General features: G+C 62.9%; 14 protein-coding genes and 1 pseudogene. 7 read left to right on the top strand and 8 right to left on the bottom strand.

Translation table 11 applies throughout. The features are described 5' to 3' along the window. Positions 1 to 14: 14 nt before the first annotated feature. The 6 genes and pseudogenes from B5V02_RS42805 to B5V02_RS32015 all read left to right on the top strand — a co-directional run. Positions 15 to 2,987: pseudogene (locus B5V02_RS42805) on the top strand (AMP-binding protein); the annotation flags it as partial. A gap of 26 nt (positions 2,988 to 3,013) precedes the next feature. Next, positions 3,014 to 3,334: a phosphopantetheine-binding protein gene (locus B5V02_RS42800; protein WP_425374437.1), complete on the top strand. Its 321-nt coding sequence runs from the start codon at positions 3,014 to 3,016 to the stop codon at positions 3,332 to 3,334. Next, on the top strand, positions 3,325 to 4,227 hold the full coding sequence (locus B5V02_RS32030) for a hypothetical protein (RefSeq protein WP_146606191.1): 903 nt from the start codon (positions 3,325 to 3,327) through the stop codon (positions 4,225 to 4,227). The genes B5V02_RS42800 and B5V02_RS32030 overlap by 10 nt, the downstream gene beginning before the upstream one ends. Next, a complete protein-coding gene (locus B5V02_RS32025; protein WP_111547996.1) occupies positions 4,227 to 4,574 on the top strand; it encodes a hypothetical protein in 348 nt (115 codons plus the stop codon). Before B5V02_RS32030 ends, B5V02_RS32025 begins: the two co-directional genes overlap by 1 nt. Beyond that, a complete protein-coding gene (locus tag B5V02_RS32020; protein WP_111547995.1) occupies positions 4,571 to 4,993 on the top strand; it encodes a hypothetical protein in 423 nt (140 codons plus the stop codon). The genes B5V02_RS32025 and B5V02_RS32020 overlap by 4 nt, the downstream gene beginning before the upstream one ends. After that, positions 4,986 to 5,681 (top strand): 4'-phosphopantetheinyl transferase family protein, encoded by a 696-nt coding sequence (locus B5V02_RS32015; RefSeq protein WP_111547994.1) that lies wholly within the window; start codon positions 4,986 to 4,988, stop codon positions 5,679 to 5,681. Before B5V02_RS32020 ends, B5V02_RS32015 begins: the two co-directional genes overlap by 8 nt. A 460-nt stretch (positions 5,682 to 6,141) precedes the next feature. Here B5V02_RS32015 and B5V02_RS32010 read toward each other — a convergent pair whose 3' ends face one another. Next, on the bottom strand, positions 6,142 to 7,140 hold the full coding sequence (locus tag B5V02_RS32010) for an aldo/keto reductase (RefSeq protein WP_111547993.1): 999 nt from the start codon (positions 7,138 to 7,140) through the stop codon (positions 6,142 to 6,144). Positions 7,141 to 7,144: 4 nt separating this feature from the next. Beyond that, entirely contained in the window at positions 7,145 to 7,300 is a 156-nt protein-coding gene (locus B5V02_RS32005) for a YjiS-like domain-containing protein (protein WP_111548064.1), read from the bottom strand. A gap of 233 nt (positions 7,301 to 7,533) precedes the next feature. Between B5V02_RS32005 and B5V02_RS32000 the strand changes: the two genes are divergently transcribed. After that, positions 7,534 to 8,403, top strand: a complete 870-nt coding sequence (locus B5V02_RS32000; RefSeq protein ID WP_111547992.1) for a LysR family transcriptional regulator — start codon at positions 7,534 to 7,536, stop codon at positions 8,401 to 8,403. A 689-nt stretch (positions 8,404 to 9,092) separates the two neighbouring features. On the opposite strand, the gene B5V02_RS31995 is transcribed toward B5V02_RS32000, so the two are convergent. The 6 genes from B5V02_RS31995 to B5V02_RS31970 all read right to left on the bottom strand — a co-directional run bounded on the left by B5V02_RS31995 (position 9,093) and on the right by B5V02_RS31970 (position 14,457). Then, positions 9,093 to 10,415: an NAD(P)/FAD-dependent oxidoreductase gene (locus B5V02_RS31995; protein WP_111547991.1), complete on the bottom strand. Its 1,323-nt coding sequence runs from the start codon at positions 10,413 to 10,415 to the stop codon at positions 9,093 to 9,095. 58 nt (positions 10,416 to 10,473) lie between these two features. Next, positions 10,474 to 11,151: an amino acid ABC transporter permease gene (locus B5V02_RS31990; protein WP_208647170.1), complete on the bottom strand. Its 678-nt coding sequence runs from the start codon at positions 11,149 to 11,151 to the stop codon at positions 10,474 to 10,476. Beyond that, the gene (locus B5V02_RS31985; protein ID WP_111547990.1) at positions 11,148 to 11,825 is read right to left on the bottom strand and encodes an amino acid ABC transporter permease; all 678 of its coding nucleotides are present in this window, start codon (positions 11,823 to 11,825) and stop codon (positions 11,148 to 11,150) included. Before B5V02_RS31985 ends, B5V02_RS31990 begins: the two co-directional genes overlap by 4 nt. Further along, complete coding sequence (locus B5V02_RS31980; RefSeq protein ID WP_111547989.1) at positions 11,822 to 12,661, bottom strand: amino acid ABC transporter ATP-binding protein; 840 nt, start codon at positions 12,659 to 12,661, stop codon at positions 11,822 to 11,824. The genes B5V02_RS31985 and B5V02_RS31980 overlap by 4 nt, the downstream gene beginning before the upstream one ends. Positions 12,662 to 12,777: 116 nt before the next feature. Beyond that, positions 12,778 to 13,659, bottom strand: a complete 882-nt coding sequence (locus B5V02_RS31975; RefSeq protein WP_208647169.1) for a substrate-binding periplasmic protein — start codon at positions 13,657 to 13,659, stop codon at positions 12,778 to 12,780. A gap of 177 nt (positions 13,660 to 13,836) precedes the next feature. Beyond that, positions 13,837 to 14,457, bottom strand: a complete 621-nt coding sequence (locus B5V02_RS31970) for a cupin domain-containing protein (protein WP_167458752.1) — start codon at positions 14,455 to 14,457, stop codon at positions 13,837 to 13,839. Positions 14,458 to 14,623: the final 166 nt, after the last annotated feature.

The raw sequence follows: 14,623 nt of genomic DNA, 5'->3' as shown, positions 1-14,623 counted from the left end.
ACCGCATTACCGCGATGACATCCGAGCAGAAGCGCTCGCTGCGCGAGCGCCTCATTCAAGTTCGGCCGGTGCAGGAAATCCCTGTCCAGCCGCGCGACGGACGCGACTTCCCGCTTTCACATTCACAAGACCGCCTGTGGTTCCTCGACCAACTCGTTCCGGGCAATCCTTTCTACAATATCTCGATTGCGCAGAGGCTGCCGTTTGTCCCCGTGCGGCGCTACCTGGAAAGGGCACTCTCGGCGGTGGTCGCCCGTCACGAGGCGTTGCGCACCGTGTTCCCGCTCGTCCGAGGACAGCCGGTGCAGCGCATTCTGCCTGCGACAGCCGTGCGTTGCGAGATCGATGACCTCAGCTACGAGCCGGATCCGGAGGCGCGCGCCGCGCAGATAGCCTCGGCTGCCAGCCAGCAGCCCTTCGACCTTGCCGAAGGGCCGCTTCTGCATTGTCGGCTGTTGCTGCTCTCTGCCGGTGAATCGCTGCTGCTGCTCGTAATCCATCACATCGTCGCCGACGGATGGTCGCTGGAGAAATTGCTGGCCGAAATCGGCCAGGTCTATTCCGAGCTGTTAGCCGGCAGGCATCCGTCGCTGCCGCCATTACCGGTGCAATATGCCGACTTTGCCGTCTGGCAACGCGAGGCAATGTCTGGTGAAAGGATGGCTCAGCACCGCAAATACTGGGTGCAGCGGCTCGAGGGCATGCAGCAACTCGAGCTGCCCACGGACCATCCTCGTCCCGCCCGGCCAAGTTATCGTGGGGCGCGCGCACCGATCACCATCGACGCAGCCACAACTGCAGCCGCGGAAGCGCTGGCGCGCCGCCTGCGCACCACACGCTTCACCGTGCTGTTTGCCGCTTTTGCAGCGTTGCTGCACCGGCTCGCGGGACAGGACGAGGTGACCATCGGCACTCCAATGGCAGCGCGTCCATATGCCGAGCTCGAAGACGTAGTCGGCTTTTTTGCAAATACCGTGGTTTTGCGGCTGGATTTCAGCGGCAGCTGCAGCTTCGACGAAGCGGTGGAACGTACGCATGCCCGGCTGCGTGAAGCGCAGAACCATCAGGACCTGCCTTTCTCCATGGTGGTGGCGGCCCTGGCGCCCGAACAGGATCTGTCGCGCAACCCGCTGTTTCAAGTTTCGTTCCAGGTGCTCTCTTCCAGCCAGGTGCGTAAGGCGACCTCGGATGCCACGCCAGCGTTCAGCTTCGCGCGTGGCACTTCGGCCTTTGACCTTACCCTGCAGCTTGCCGAAACGGCATCCTGCCTGGTCGGCGAACTGGAATACGCTACCGATCTTTTTCAGCAGTCGAGCGCCGAACGACTGGTGGAGCGCTTCTTGCGACTACTTTCGGCGGCGCTGGCCGATCCCGCAGCGTCGGTGGCAGATCTGCCAATGGTGGATGCGGCCGAACTGCATCAGTTGGAAGCTTGGTCGCGAGGCCCTGCGATGCCGTCGGCCGAAACCGACCTGTGCGGGCTGTTCGAAGCACAAGCGCGTCTCAGCCCGGACGCAGTCGCCTGCCAGGCACCCGACGGACGCCTCAACTATGCGGAGCTCGACGGCGGCGCCAACAGTCTCGCTCATCAGCTCATCGCATGCGGCGTGAGGCCCGGCGATTGCGTGGGGGTGGCGATCGAGCCGTGCACGTATCTGCCGATGGCACTGCTCGCCGTGCTCAAGGCCGGCGCTGCCTATGTGCCTCTGGGCCTGAATTGCCAGTCCAGCGCGCCCGCGACATGCTCTTTGAGGCAGGGGCGACGGTGCTTCTTGTTTCCAAAGGTACGGGATCCGACTTGCGGACCGGGCTCACCTCGATCGTGGTGGACCGCGAACCACCGCAACTCGGCGTACCGCCACCGAAGGTGCGTGCCGACGCTGAGAGCCCGGCTTACATACTGTTCACTTCCGGTTCCACCGGACGGCCCAAGGGCGTCTCGGTGCCGCATCGTGCATTGCTCAACTACCTCCGCTGGTGCATGAGCGTCTATCCGGTGGACGATGGCGAAGGGGCACCGCTGTGCACTTCGATCAGTGCCGACATGTCGATCACCACGCTTTTCGTGCCGCTTCTGTGTGGCAAGACCGTGTTTTTGCTGCCTGCCGGGGGCGGCCTCGAAGCGCTTGAGGAAGCGCTTCACTCGGGCCGGCGCTACGGCTTTGTCAAATTGACCCCAAGCCACCTCGAAGGCTTGCGCCAGCTTGCCGGAGGGCGGGCGCCCGCCTGTGCAACTGGCTGTTTCATCGTTGGGGGCGAAGCCTTGCACGGCGAGACGCTCGAGCCTTGGCGCGCGCACATGCCGGGATTGCTGATCGTCAATGAGTACGGGCCGACAGAAACCACGGTTGGCTGCTGCGCGCATTTTCTGCGCGCCGGCGACATTCGACCTGGCCCGGTGCCGATTGGCCGTCCAATTGCCCTCACGCGGTTGAATGTGTGTAACGCGTCCGGTGCGCCGGTCCCGGTCGGGGTGGTTGGCGAACTGCGAATTGGCGGTGCCGGCGTTGCGCTGGGTTATGTCGGCCAGGCCGGTCTCACCGCGGAGCGTTTCGTACGCGGACCGGACGGAGCGCCGGTCTACCGTTCGGGGGACCGAGCACGGTACCGCCGCGATGGCACGCTCGAATACCTCGGCCGCGCCGACAATCAGATCAAGTTGCGTGGCCACCGTGTCGAGCCAGATGAAGTGGAGGCTGCATTGCGCACACACCCGGCGGTGGCTGAAGCGGCCGTGATGCTGCATCGCGCCGGACCGGGTGATGACCGACTGCGTGCGGCATTGCTGCTTTCGCCGGGGTGCGACCTCGATCAGGCCGACTTGACCGGGACTTTTCGAAACCATCTCCGGGACAAACTGCCGCCGTTCATGATCCCGAGCGTCTTCAGGGTCGTTGAAGAGATCCCGCTCACCGCCAACGGCAAGGCAGACCGCGATCGTATCGCCCGGATGCTTGCCGCCGCCGCCCCGAGGGAGCGGCGGCACGTGACACCGGAAACCGCTCTTGAAACATTGCTCGTCAGGTGTTTCTGCGACGTGTTGAAGGTGCCGGAAGCAGGCGCGACCGACGATTTCTTTGCCGATCTCGGAGGCCACTCGCTCTTGGCTACGCGACTGGTTTCGCAACTGCGAGAATTGTTGCAGATCGAGATTCCGCTGCGTCGAGTATTCGAGGCCCGATGCGCACGCGAGCTTTCGCGCGCGATCGTCCCTGATGACTCGGCGCGGCAGCGGTTGGAAGCGGCCGCAGCCATCGTGCTGCAGGTGCTTGAAATGAGCGATACCGATGTACGCCAACAGTTGCATCAGCAAGGAGACGGCGCATGCGTGTGATGCTAGATGTATTCTCCGGTCGTCCCAACCCGACATGGCAGGTGCCGCCGTCTTTGGCCCAACACGTCAGACAACTGATGTCACGCCAGGGCGGGCCGGTTTCTGCTGCCCCGACGCCGGCGCTTGGCTATCGTGGCCTGCTCGTCGGGATTGGTCCGGAAGACGCCGACGCGCCGGCAGCCTTCTATGTCGGCGTGTCGCCGCCTGCGACGATGGAGACCAAGGAGGAGGCAGTCTCCGCACGGCGGGCGCGGCTGCCGGATGAGGAGCGCGAGGCCGTTTTGGCGCTGTTGGAAAGCGCCCGACCGCTCGTCGCGCGCGCCGTGATCGACGAAGCAGCGCGCTCCGTCGAATTGCGGGGCGACGGCGTGGCACCACGTGCTAACCGTAGCGCTGCGCTACGCGCCAGCGGCGCCGAGGCGCCCACAGCTGCCGAACAGCCGGAGGTCGAGCCGCCCTGTGAGCCGATCCTCGCCGCCTATAGCCCCTGGTTCTGGAACACGCCGTCTGTGCGCCTGCGCAACAATTGCTACAATTATGCCAGCAACTATGTTTCCAATTTCGTTGCGCAGCCCGGACGGAGGGTCGGTCGTCAGTATGATGAGTTCAGCTGCGAGGCGGTCGCGCGGGCTGCATTCGCCGATGGATTCAGGGCGAACTGCGACGGCCCGGCGCGGCTGGCGGCGCTGGCTGTTTGGCCGGGACACGATTTCCACTGGTACCGCTCGCATGGCGACTTCTGGGGCCACAAGCTGGGCATCTACAGTGCCCGCAACGTCGACAACCGGGGCCGCGTCATTGCCGGCGCACTGACGCCGGCCACGTGTGACCGCGGCCCCTACACGCAATTTTGCAGCTACCTGTTCGTACCGCCGGGAGTGGAGGTGTTGTAGTGCGCGTGGTGCTGGACCTGTTCTCAGGCAGGCCGAATCCTTCATTCAGGCTTGCACCCAATGAGGTCGCGGAACTGGCCGCCCGGGCGCGGGCGTTGTCAGTTCCAAGCGCTGCGCCAGCCGTGCCTCAGGCGGGCTGGCGCGGGTTCATCGTTCTGGGCGACGGCCTGCCTGGTTTTGAGCCGATCTGGCTGCGCGTCAAAGAGAAGGTGGTCGAGATGCAAGGCGGCGCCTGGCAGGACAGCACCGGTATCGAGGCATTGCTTGACACCTCTGCGCGACGTCATGGCTATGGCGCGTTGCTGGATGAAGCGCGCAAACGGACCAACTCTGGAGCTGCGTTATGAACCCGGAGCAACAATCGCCTTGGCAATGGACCCAAGACGGTCCTCAGCTTGACTTCGCCCGCGCTTTCGCGCGCTTTCGCGGCGTTCTCGAATCTGCCTGGACCTCGCCCGAGGGTGGCGCGGCCGTTGCCGAGACCTTCGCCCGCTGCGCCGAGGCGATGCAGGAGCCGCTCCAGGCCCCGGAGGCGGCGGAACGCATAGCTCAGTCATTTGCCACCTATCACGAGGCGCTGCGTGCAGCGACACTGACGCCGGAAGTGCGGAGGATGGTGCGGGAGGCACTGCACGAATACGTGGCCGACCTCATCAAGGCCTGGGCTGCAGTCCCGCCTGACAATATGGCTGCTGCGGATCTTGCGGCGATCGCGCAAAGCATGAGCTGGATCGCCAGTGTGGCGGTCGACATCGAAAATGCCTGAGCCGCCGGACGTCGGCAAGGTCCACTTGTGGCTGCTCGACGCGCGGCCATGCATTGCGGCAGAAGCCGATGCGCTGAAGCTGCTCGACGATGTGGAACGCGCGCGCGCGGAGCGGCTGCGTTCGCCCCGGGCGCGGGCACAATTCGTGCGCACGCGAGCGGGATTGCGCCGCATCCTGGCGAATTACCTGGCGGTGCCGCCACGGTCGGTCCTCATTGCGTATGGCGCTCACGGCAAGCCTCGGATGGCGTGCGAACGGTTGCACTTCAATGTTTCGCATGCGGGTGGGGCGGCGCTTCTCGCATTTGCATCTGAATGCGAGGTCGGCGTCGATCTGGAACGCATCGAGACTATCGATGCCGACGAAATCCTGACGACATGGGCATCGCCACGCGAATATGCCGCCTGGAGAGCCTCCTCCCCCGGCGACCGCCTAGCCGCCCTCTACCGCGGCTGGGTACGCAAGGAGGCCATACTCAAGGCGTGGGGTTGCGGATTTTCCGTGGCACCTCAAGAGCTTGACGTACCGATGAGCGCGACGGCCGGGGAACATATCGTCGTCGGTACGGCCTTGCACCGTCCCAACTGCCGAGTGCTCGATGTGCCGGTAGGCAGTTCCTGGACTGCGGCGCTCGCAGTGGAGGGCGGTGCACCTTGTACGGCCTCGTTCATTGTCCAGTCCCCATAAGACCGACCGAACCCAGCAAGATCGGAGGGATCGCCGGTTGGCCATCTATGTCGTGACTAACTCAGCACACATTGCACACACACCAGCCCTTGGCAGGCATGTGCGAAGCGACTGCTATGGGGGCAAAATACCGTCAGGAAAGTATGGGCACCTCAAACGGCTTTTTCTCTAACAATTTCAAAGTTTAAGCCGCCGAAAATACCGTCAGCGCGCTGATTCATCTGACGGTATGTGACCAACCCTCTCGAGCGCTCCTGAATATACCGTCAGAAGCACCGTCAGATTATGTCGCTGCCTTCTCTGTCGTCAGGAGCCAATCAAAATCCGGTTCTTGAAAATCAATAGCTTGCCGATATCCGAGGTTCAATTGACGATGCGGTGGTCAACAAGACCGAATCCCGGTCCTCAGAGATCGAAGTTGGCCGGCATCATCACCAATGCCAATTTCGGATTCGCTACACTAGTAGGCGGTCTCGGCAATATTCAGCACGGCGTCGATCTCGGCCATCACCGCTGCCGGCAGCGGCCCTTTTTCCAGCGCACCGAGATTGTCCTCGACCTGCTCGGGCCGCGTGAAGCCGGGCACCGGCAAGGCGATCGCCGATTTGGCGAGGATCCAACCGAGCGCGCCCTGTGCAAGCGTGCGCCCGCCCGAGGCGAGCAGGTCGCGGATTGCGGCGAGCCTTGACAGATATTGCGGGTTGGCGGCGCCATCCCTGAAAAACACCATCCATTCGGCATTCCCGCCGCGCACGTCATCGACAGGCAGCTTCATGGCCGGCGTGTATTTGCCGGTGAGCAGCCCCATTGCCAGCGGTAGCCGGCTGAACGAGACGAGGTTCTCGCGCGCCGCGACGGCCATCAGCTCGTTCGCCGGGGTGAACACATTGAAGTCGTTCTCCACGGCGACGAAACCGTCGCGGGCCGCGTAGGCGGCAAGCCGATCGCGGTGATCGGTGCTCCAGCCGAAGCCGCCGATCTTGCCCTCCTGATGCAGCTGGCCGAGCGTATCGAACGCCTCGCCGGCGCGCTCGATCGGATACTCGTTGATATGCAGCAGCGCGACGTCGATACAATCGCGCTGCAGGCGCTGCCGCGACTTGTCGATCGATGTCCGGATCGCCGCGGCAGAGGCATCCTCGGGAGCGATCTTGCGCGTTTCGGGGTCGCCGAAATAGCCGACCTTGGTGACGATGACGGCTTCGTCCCTGCCCTTCAACGCCCGCCCGAGGATCAGCTCGGCATTGCCGGCGCCATAGGCGGCAGCCGTGTCGAACACCCGCGCGCCGATGTCATAGGCCATCGCCAGCGCGGCTTGCGACCTGATGTCGTCGACCTCGCCATAGATGGTCGCCGCATCACCCCAGCGCGCGGCGCCACCCGCCGCCCAGGTGCCGATCCCGATGCGTGGTACCGAGCGGCCATCCCAAAGCTCCATCATCTGCATGCCCGCCTTCATTGTTTCAACCTCGCAGGCTGGCGTGGCGGGCACGCTCGCGGATCTCTTCGCGAGAAATGCCGGCATCCGCCAGTGTGCTATCCGGGACATGTCTCAAGCTCGCAAGTGTCTGGCGATAGGCACGCCAGCGGGCGAAACGGCGTCGAAGTTCATCCAACATGATCATCTCCTCTGGCGCGCGGAAGGCCCGCGTCCGGGTTGGTCGAAAGCGCAAAGCATCTGCACGAAGCGCATGCGCGATCGAACGGATTGCACTGGCTTGCTGGCCAGCCGGGACGCTTGTCACCGTCCCGACAGACCGGATTGTCCAACGCCGCCAAGGCCTGCATACTTGCGCGTGATGCCCGCTTCGCGCTACAGCCACGGTCGCAAGGAGTTTTTCATTTCTGCAAAATGGATATCGGCTGGGACGATCTGCGGTTGTTTCTCGACGTTGCGCGGCTGGGTGGCCTGAGCGCGGCGACGGGAACCACGCGGCTCAGCGCTGCCACCCTTGGACGACGCGTCACCGCGCTCGAAAAGCAGATCGGCGAACCGCTGTTCGTGCGTCAGCAGACCGGCTACCGGCTGACCCCGGTCGGTGAAGAACTGCTGCGGCGCGCCGAAGACGTCGAGGCAGCAATGCAGTCGCTGACCCGGTGGCGCGAGGGAAGCCTGCCCGACCGCATTGTCCGCGTCTCGGCCGGGCCATGGACCTCGGCCTTCGTTTCCGCCCACATCGGCGAGATCTGGACGGTCGATGACGGCATAAGGGTGGAGTTCGTCACCACCACCGACAGGGTCGACATCGGACGCCGTGCCGCCGACATCGGCATCCGCAGCGAGCGCCCAACCGAGCAGTGGCTGGCCGGCCGTCAGAGCGGCAAGGTCGCCCATGCCATCTATTCCGGGCGCCACCTGATCAACGGCATCGCCGCCGGGTTGTTCGTCGGCGTCACCGGCGAAGGGGCAAACATTGCCTCGGCACGCTGGTTGCAAGCCCATCACGGCGACCGCATCGCCGTGCGCGGCAACAACACCCATTCGGTGCGCGAACTGGTGGCCGCCGGCGCCGGCCTTTCGATCTTTCCGTGCTTCGTCGGTGACAGCGATCCGCGGCTGGTTCGCGTCGCTCAGCCTATCCCCGAACTCGAAACCGACCAATGGATCGTCACCCATCACGAGGAACGTCACTCCCCGCCGGTACGAAAAGTCGCCGACCGGATTGCCGCCTTGATGCGGGAGCACCAGCCGCTGTTTCGCGGCGAAACGCCGATCCGGTAAGCGCATCGTCAAGCTGACTGTAGTTGGTCGTACCGAGACCTAGGCGGCGACTATTCGACCAGTCACTAACATCCGCGTAATCGGGCGCAGCATCAATTCCAAGTAAAGCCGGTGCAATGCGACTAGCTGATTTCAGGAATGCGCCTAGAGGGCTCACAGGCACGGACTCGCTGCCAGTTCCAGACTGCATCTCTCATTCAGGTGCGCTTAGCCAGCTCGGTGTGGGCGCGATGACCTCAGAGCGAAGCCCGCCGAATTGCACGCCTTTCTACGCCGTTGCCCTATGCCACGTCGATGGCGCTTTACATCCATCGCCCGGGGCGTTTCAGATTGGTCAAGCTGTTTAGAAATGAGCACGAATCCAACGACGAGTGAATGCCGCGTGGTCGCAAACGGAGGCCGAATAGTCCGCCGAATGACTCTATTGCCGTCGCTCCCCTACTCCCACTCGATTGTTTCAACCCATGATAACCGGTTGATTTTTAATGGCAATTAATTTTCGGCTCGCAGTTGGTGCCGGCAGATGTACCGTCAAAAATTTGGGCTTTTGATTTCATTGGTGAATTTCCGCTGTTCGCGGCTTCCGTGGTTTAGCGGACTATCGACAAGGCCGGTCGATTTTGTCCCCGTTGACCCGGTGCAGCTGCAACCTCGGTAGCAGACAAAAATACCGTCACTCTTCCCAGACATCAGATGCCGCCAACCTCGACCTTGGAGCCGTCCAACAGCCGCGACAGACGATATGGGCCAGGATCGACGACGGGTGTGTCGTTGGCGATCAGGTCGGCCGCCAACCGGCCCGACGCTGGTCCGATCCCGAATCCATGACCGCTGAATCCCGCCGCCAAAAAGAACCCCTTCAGCGCGGCGACTGGAGAGATGACGGGCACAGCATCGGGCGTGCAGTCGACATAGGCCCCCCAGCTTTCAGCCATCTCGACATTGGCAAGGCGGGGATAGAGGGCTCTGGCTCTGGCCATAATCCGCGAGATCGTGCGCGGGTTGGGGGCCGGATCGAGGACGCGAATGCGCTCGAAAGGTGAGACCTCGTCGAGCCGCCAGCTGGCGAGCGCCTCTGGCCCGTTAAGGAACGAGCGTCCGATGCCGATCTCGATGGACTTCAGGCGCTGCTTGAACATCGGCAGAAAGGAGCGCGCGTAACGCAGGCCTTGCGGCGTGATCTCGAGGGTCGCCTTCCCACTTATCGCGACGGTGTAGCCCCCATCGAGACGCCGGGTGAGCGCGCAATCAGGGGTATAGATCGCTTCCGGCAGCTGCGGCCCCGGTTTCGTTCGCAGAATGCTCTGACGCACGCTTGCCTGCGGGAAAGCAATGCCTTGCTGACGGCAAAATGTGGAAGCCCAAGCGCCACCGGCGCAGAGCACTGCACCGGCCTTGATCAGGCCTCGTTCCGTGACCACCCCCGTCACCTGGCCGTTGCTGACATCGAGCCCGCGGGCTGCGCATTGCTGGATGATTTTCGCACCATGGTTGCGGGCAGCCTCCGCCAGCGTGGGCGCGGCAAGCGCCGGTTCGGCCTTGCCGTCGTCGATCGAGTGCACGCCGCCCAGCCAGCTTCGACCGGTCCCTGCCGTCGCGGCGGTTGCCTCGGCAGCACTCAGCATCCGTGTATGGACGTCGAATCTCAGCGCGGTCTCGCGCCACCGCTCCCACTCCGCCAGTTGCCGCGGGTCGTTCGTCACATAGGTCAGCCCGCAGCGGCGGAAACCGAGATCGCGGCCGGTCTCCTGCTGCAGCTGGTCCCAGAGCTGCAGGGCATAGCCGGCCAGAGGCAGCTCACGCTCATCGCGATTCTGCTGGCGACACCAGCCCCAGTTCCGGGACGACTGCTCGGCGCCGACATAGCCCTTCTCCACCAGCGCAACCGAGATCCCGCGCTTGGCCAGAAAATAGGCGGCTGCCGAACCGACGATGCCGCCGCCGATCACGACGACATCCACGGCGGCAGGCAAGACCTCATCACTGGGAATGCGCAGGACTGTGGGAGACATGTAGCCGTTACTCGTGTGTCTGATTGGCAGGCCGTCGGCCGGATCGTATCTGCATGCGTCAGTTTCCCGCCGCCTTGTGATCCTTCGCCGCCATCCGCTCCAGGCGGCGAACCAGGAGCGAAAGCGGGTAGGTCATGACGAGGTACATGGCGCCGACGGTGAGGTAGAGCTCCATCGGCATGTAGTACTCGCTAGTCAGGTCATGGGCCCGCAGCATGAGCTCGGGCGCCGAGATCAGGGAGGCTACCGACGTATCTTTCAGCAGCGATATGGCGGAGTTGCCCATTGGCGGAAGAATGATCCGCCAGGACTGGGGCAGGATGATGTAGCGCATCGTCTCCCCGCGGGTCATGCCGATGGCCTGCGCGGCTTCGTGCTGCCCACGGTGGATGGCCTCGATTCCCGCACGGTAGGTCTCGGCCATGTAGGCGGCATAGTGAAGGCCGAGGGCTATCACCGCGGCTTCGAAAGCCGGAAGCACGATCCCGACGAGCGCCAGGCTGAAATAGATCAGAAAGATCTGTGTCAGGGTCGGCGTTGCGCGAACGAACTCGATGTAGACCAAGGCGGGGATCGAGACGACCCGCCGCTCCGATCGTCTGGCGAGCGCCAGGAACAAACCCGCGACAGCACCGATAATGTAGGCTGCCGCTGCCATCTTCATGGTGTAACCGGCGGCCACGAGGAGCTGAGGCATCCACTCCGCTGCGAGGGTTTGGGCTTCGACCAGGGTCATTGTGCGTGCGCCCGTGCCATGCGGCGCTCGAGTAGCCGGGTTGCCAATGACAGCGGCAGACTCATGCAGAGATAAAGTGCCGCCACCAGCAGGTAGATCTCGGTGGCAAAGAATGTCTCGGATACCAGCCTGCCGGCATTGAACATCATCTCGGGCGCCGCCACCGCCGAGGCCAGCGAGGTATCCTTGAGAAGACCGATCGCGAAATTGGCGAGTGGCGGCAGGACGACGCGGATCGATTGCGGGAGGATGATGTAGCGGAATGCCATCATCCGGGTCATGCCGACGGACAGGGCCGCCTCGGATTGTCCCTTGTGGATTGATTGGATGCCGGCGCGGAATACTTCCGAAAGGTAGGCGCCACCATTTATGCTGAAGCCGGTGATCGCCGCGGAGATGGGGTCGAGCCGGATACCGATGGTCGCAAGGCCGAAGAAGATGATGAAGAGCACGGTGAGCAGAGGCAGACCGCGGAATATCTCGACGTAGATATGGGCGACGGCGCGCAGCAGCAACGACTGCGATGTCGAGAATGCGCCGAACAGGATGCCCAAGACAACCGACCCAATGAACCCGCCGACCGTCACGATGACAGTTATGACCGCCCCGGTCAGCAGCGCATCCAAGAAATGGGGCAGATGCGTGATCCAGGCCGGCCAGTCCGCCGCCGTCATTGATAAGCCTGCCGGCCTAGCACTGCGCGCAGAAAAGTCTGGGTCCGCAGATGCGAGGGCGTTCGGAAAATCTCCTCCGGCGATCCCTGCTCAACCACCGTACCGTGGTCCATGAAGATCACGCGGTCCGATATCTCTTCGGAAAACTTCATCTCGTGGGTGACGATGATCATAGTCATGCCTTCCGAAGCGAGCTGCTTCATGACGCTCAACACTTCGCCGACGAGTTCCGGGTCGAGCGCCGAAGTGGCCTCGTCGAAAAGCATGACCTTGGGGCGCATCGCCAGCGCGCGGGCTATCGCGACGCGCTGCTGCTGGCCGCCGGACAGCATTTCCGGGTAGGCGTCCCGCTTGTTCGCGAGCCCAACCTTTTCCAGCAGCGCAAGAGCTGCTGCCTCCGCCTCCGTCGCCGGCGTCCTGAGCACTTTCATCGGCCCGATCGTGATGTTCTGCAGCGCGGTCAGATGCGGGAACAGATTGAAGCGCTGGAACACCATCCCCATGCCCGCTCGGAGACGAGCAAGCTCGCGGTCTTCCATGTCGATATAGCGGTCGCCGACGAGCTTCTCGCCAATGAGCTGGCCGTCCACGTAGACATGGCCCCCACTCGGCTTCTCAATTCTGTTGATACAGCGAAGCAGCGTCGTTTTGCCGGAGCCGCTCGGCCCGATGATCGAGACCTTTTCGCCGCGCCGGACGTCAAGGTCGATCCCCTTCAGGACATCGAGGCTGCCATAGCTCTTGCGAAGGCCTCGGATCCGGACGATCGGTTGATCCGCCGCAGCCCCGTCCGTTGCGGCATTGTTGGTTTCTATCGACTGGATTGGGTCGTGCATCAGCGCAATTCCGTCTTCGGCCGCACTGGCGCATATCGAGCTTCTGCGCCGTCCGTCGCCTATCGATGTGGATACGCCGGCGGGCTCACCTGGCCCTCCGGCGCCGGCAACCGAGCTCATGCAAACAGTGAAGAGAAGTCTTTCGGCGTATGCGCCGCTGGTCCGAGGATGTTGCTGCTGTCATCCCGGTCCACCCCAACGCGGGGATTTTTAGCCGGTGCCACGAGATAATCCGGGCTCGTCATGCCGTTCTTGGCAAGGATATCGGCATTGGTCTTTGACGACCAGAGCCACTTGATGCCGGCGTTGAAAGCATCAAGCAGGTCCGGGTTTTCCAGACTCATCCCCATCACGGCGATGCCCTTGTCGGTCAGGAGCGGATAACCTTCGGTCGACCGGAGCGGGACCTGCTTCAGCTTGAGGTCGGGATTTTTCAGCACCATGTAATCGACCTCGGGACCGTCGAGGAACGCGAAGTCAAGCCGACCCGCCTGCACGTCGCGGATCGCCGCGTCGTCGGTGTCATAGAGCTTCACTTCCTTGGCGTCGGGGATCTTCTTGAGATCGGGGACGAAATTGTAACCGACGCTGGTGCCCAGGCTGTAGCCCTTGAAGTCCTCGATGCCGATCGAGTCCTTGAAAGGCATATCCTGCCGCATGGTGGCGAGGTTGCCGGCATAGTAGATTGCGTCGGTCAGCAGCATGGCGTCCGCCCGCTTCGGAGTCCATGACATGTTGCCGACCATGATGTCGGCCCGGCCACTCCGGATCGCCTCGATTGTGGCGGACCACTGCATGATCGCCGGCTTCACGCCGAGGCCAAGCTTGTTGGCGATGGCGGCGATCATCTGAGCGTCGCTGCCCATGATCTTCCCGTCCTCATAGCCCGTCATCGGCATGGCACCGCTCATGGCGATGGTAATGACGCCGTCTTCGACCGTCTTGAGCTTGGGGGCAGCCGCCAGGGCGGCCCGGCCGAGCAGAGGCGCGGCCATCATGCCCACTCCCACGATGGCGGTCCGCTGAAGCAGACAGCGCCGAGATAGTTGCGTCCCGATCTTGTGCATTCTAACCCTCGTGTTCATTAAATTATTGTTGTGTTCATTTTATTGCACAAAATGAAGGGGCACGCAACGGCTCGATTCGCAGCGGCATCCCGGAAGAAGCACGCCCTTTCAGAGATGCGCATCCATGATGCTCATGATCCAGACCACACGAGCGGGTTCGCCGTACGGGTTCACGATCTTGTGGGGAATGTCGGCGGGGAACTGAAAGCTGTCGCCTTCTTCCAGGTCGCCGGACCTGTCGCCGACCTGAAGGCGGGCGCGCCCCGAGAGAATATAGCCACCCTTTTGGCCCTGGCTCTGGAGCACATCCTCGCTTTCGCTTCCCGGTGGCAGCGTTACGATCATGAAGCGCAAATTCTGATCATTGCGCGGTGACAGCAGCTCCTTGACCAGTTTGGTTTGTCCCACGATCAGCGTCTGGCGCTGAGATTTGCGGCAAATGAAGTCCGGAATTTCCCGTTCGGCACTGCTCGCCGCAGGGTGATCGGACGACTGCAGGAATTCCCACAAGTTCATGCCAAGCGCCGCGCGCAGGCTCTGCAGCGTGCGGATTGACGGATTGGATCGGCCCCGCTCGATCTGACTGATTATGCCTGATGACAAACCGGCCCGCTCGGCAAGCTCGGCAATCGTGAGGTTGCTTGCAATCCTGAGGCTGCGAACCCGTTCGCCCAGAGAAACGGCATTGGTAGAGACAGCCTCGGCTATGGTCGCGGACTGGTCGGTCATGGCCCTGCTCTGCTTTGCGCCCCGGCTATTGGCTTTCATTGATTTGAACCCTTTTTCGGCGATTCGCAGCCAGCGTCACCTCAGCCAATTCGACAGATCTCGGTTGAGTGTTGCGGACGGAAATAGGCCGTTCCAACGACCCATCGCAAGCCGCCGCGGCTAGTAT

The sequence above is a fragment of the Mesorhizobium kowhaii genome (assembly GCF_003253745.1).
In the GTDB taxonomy this organism is placed as follows: Bacteria; Pseudomonadota; Alphaproteobacteria; order Rhizobiales; family Rhizobiaceae; genus Mesorhizobium; species Mesorhizobium kowhaii.
Note: the sequence above shows the minus strand (reverse complement) of the source record. Positions and strands in the feature narration are given on the sequence as shown.

Bases quoted from the DNA above. Each gene is read 5' to 3' on its own strand.
- B5V02_RS31980 (WP_111547989.1), bottom strand. From the start codon at position 12,661: ATGCACGACCCAATCCAGTCGATAGAAACCAACAATGCCGCAACGGAC.
- B5V02_RS32005 (WP_111548064.1), bottom strand. From the start codon at position 7,300: ATGTTGGATGAACTTCGACGCCGTTTCGCCCGCTGGCGTGCCTATCGC.
- B5V02_RS31985 (WP_111547990.1), bottom strand. From the start codon at position 11,825: ATGACGGCGGCGGACTGGCCGGCCTGGATCACGCATCTGCCCCATTTC.
- B5V02_RS31995 (WP_111547991.1), bottom strand. From the start codon at position 10,415: ATGTCTCCCACAGTCCTGCGCATTCCCAGTGATGAGGTCTTGCCTGCC.
- B5V02_RS32030 (WP_146606191.1), top strand. From the start codon at position 3,325: ATGCGTGTGATGCTAGATGTATTCTCCGGTCGTCCCAACCCGACATGG.
- B5V02_RS32000 (WP_111547992.1), top strand. From the start codon at position 7,534: ATGGATATCGGCTGGGACGATCTGCGGTTGTTTCTCGACGTTGCGCGG.
- B5V02_RS31970 (WP_167458752.1), bottom strand. From the start codon at position 14,457: ATGACCGACCAGTCCGCGACCATAGCCGAGGCTGTCTCTACCAATGCC.
- B5V02_RS32015 (WP_111547994.1), top strand. From the start codon at position 4,986: ATGCCTGAGCCGCCGGACGTCGGCAAGGTCCACTTGTGGCTGCTCGAC.
- B5V02_RS31990 (WP_208647170.1), bottom strand. From the start codon at position 11,151: ATGACCCTGGTCGAAGCCCAAACCCTCGCAGCGGAGTGGATGCCTCAG.
- B5V02_RS31975 (WP_208647169.1), bottom strand. From the start codon at position 13,659: ATGATGGCCGCGCCTCTGCTCGGCCGGGCCGCCCTGGCGGCTGCCCCC.
- B5V02_RS32010 (WP_111547993.1), bottom strand. From the start codon at position 7,140: ATGAAGGCGGGCATGCAGATGATGGAGCTTTGGGATGGCCGCTCGGTA.
- B5V02_RS32020 (WP_111547995.1), top strand. From the start codon at position 4,571: ATGAACCCGGAGCAACAATCGCCTTGGCAATGGACCCAAGACGGTCCT.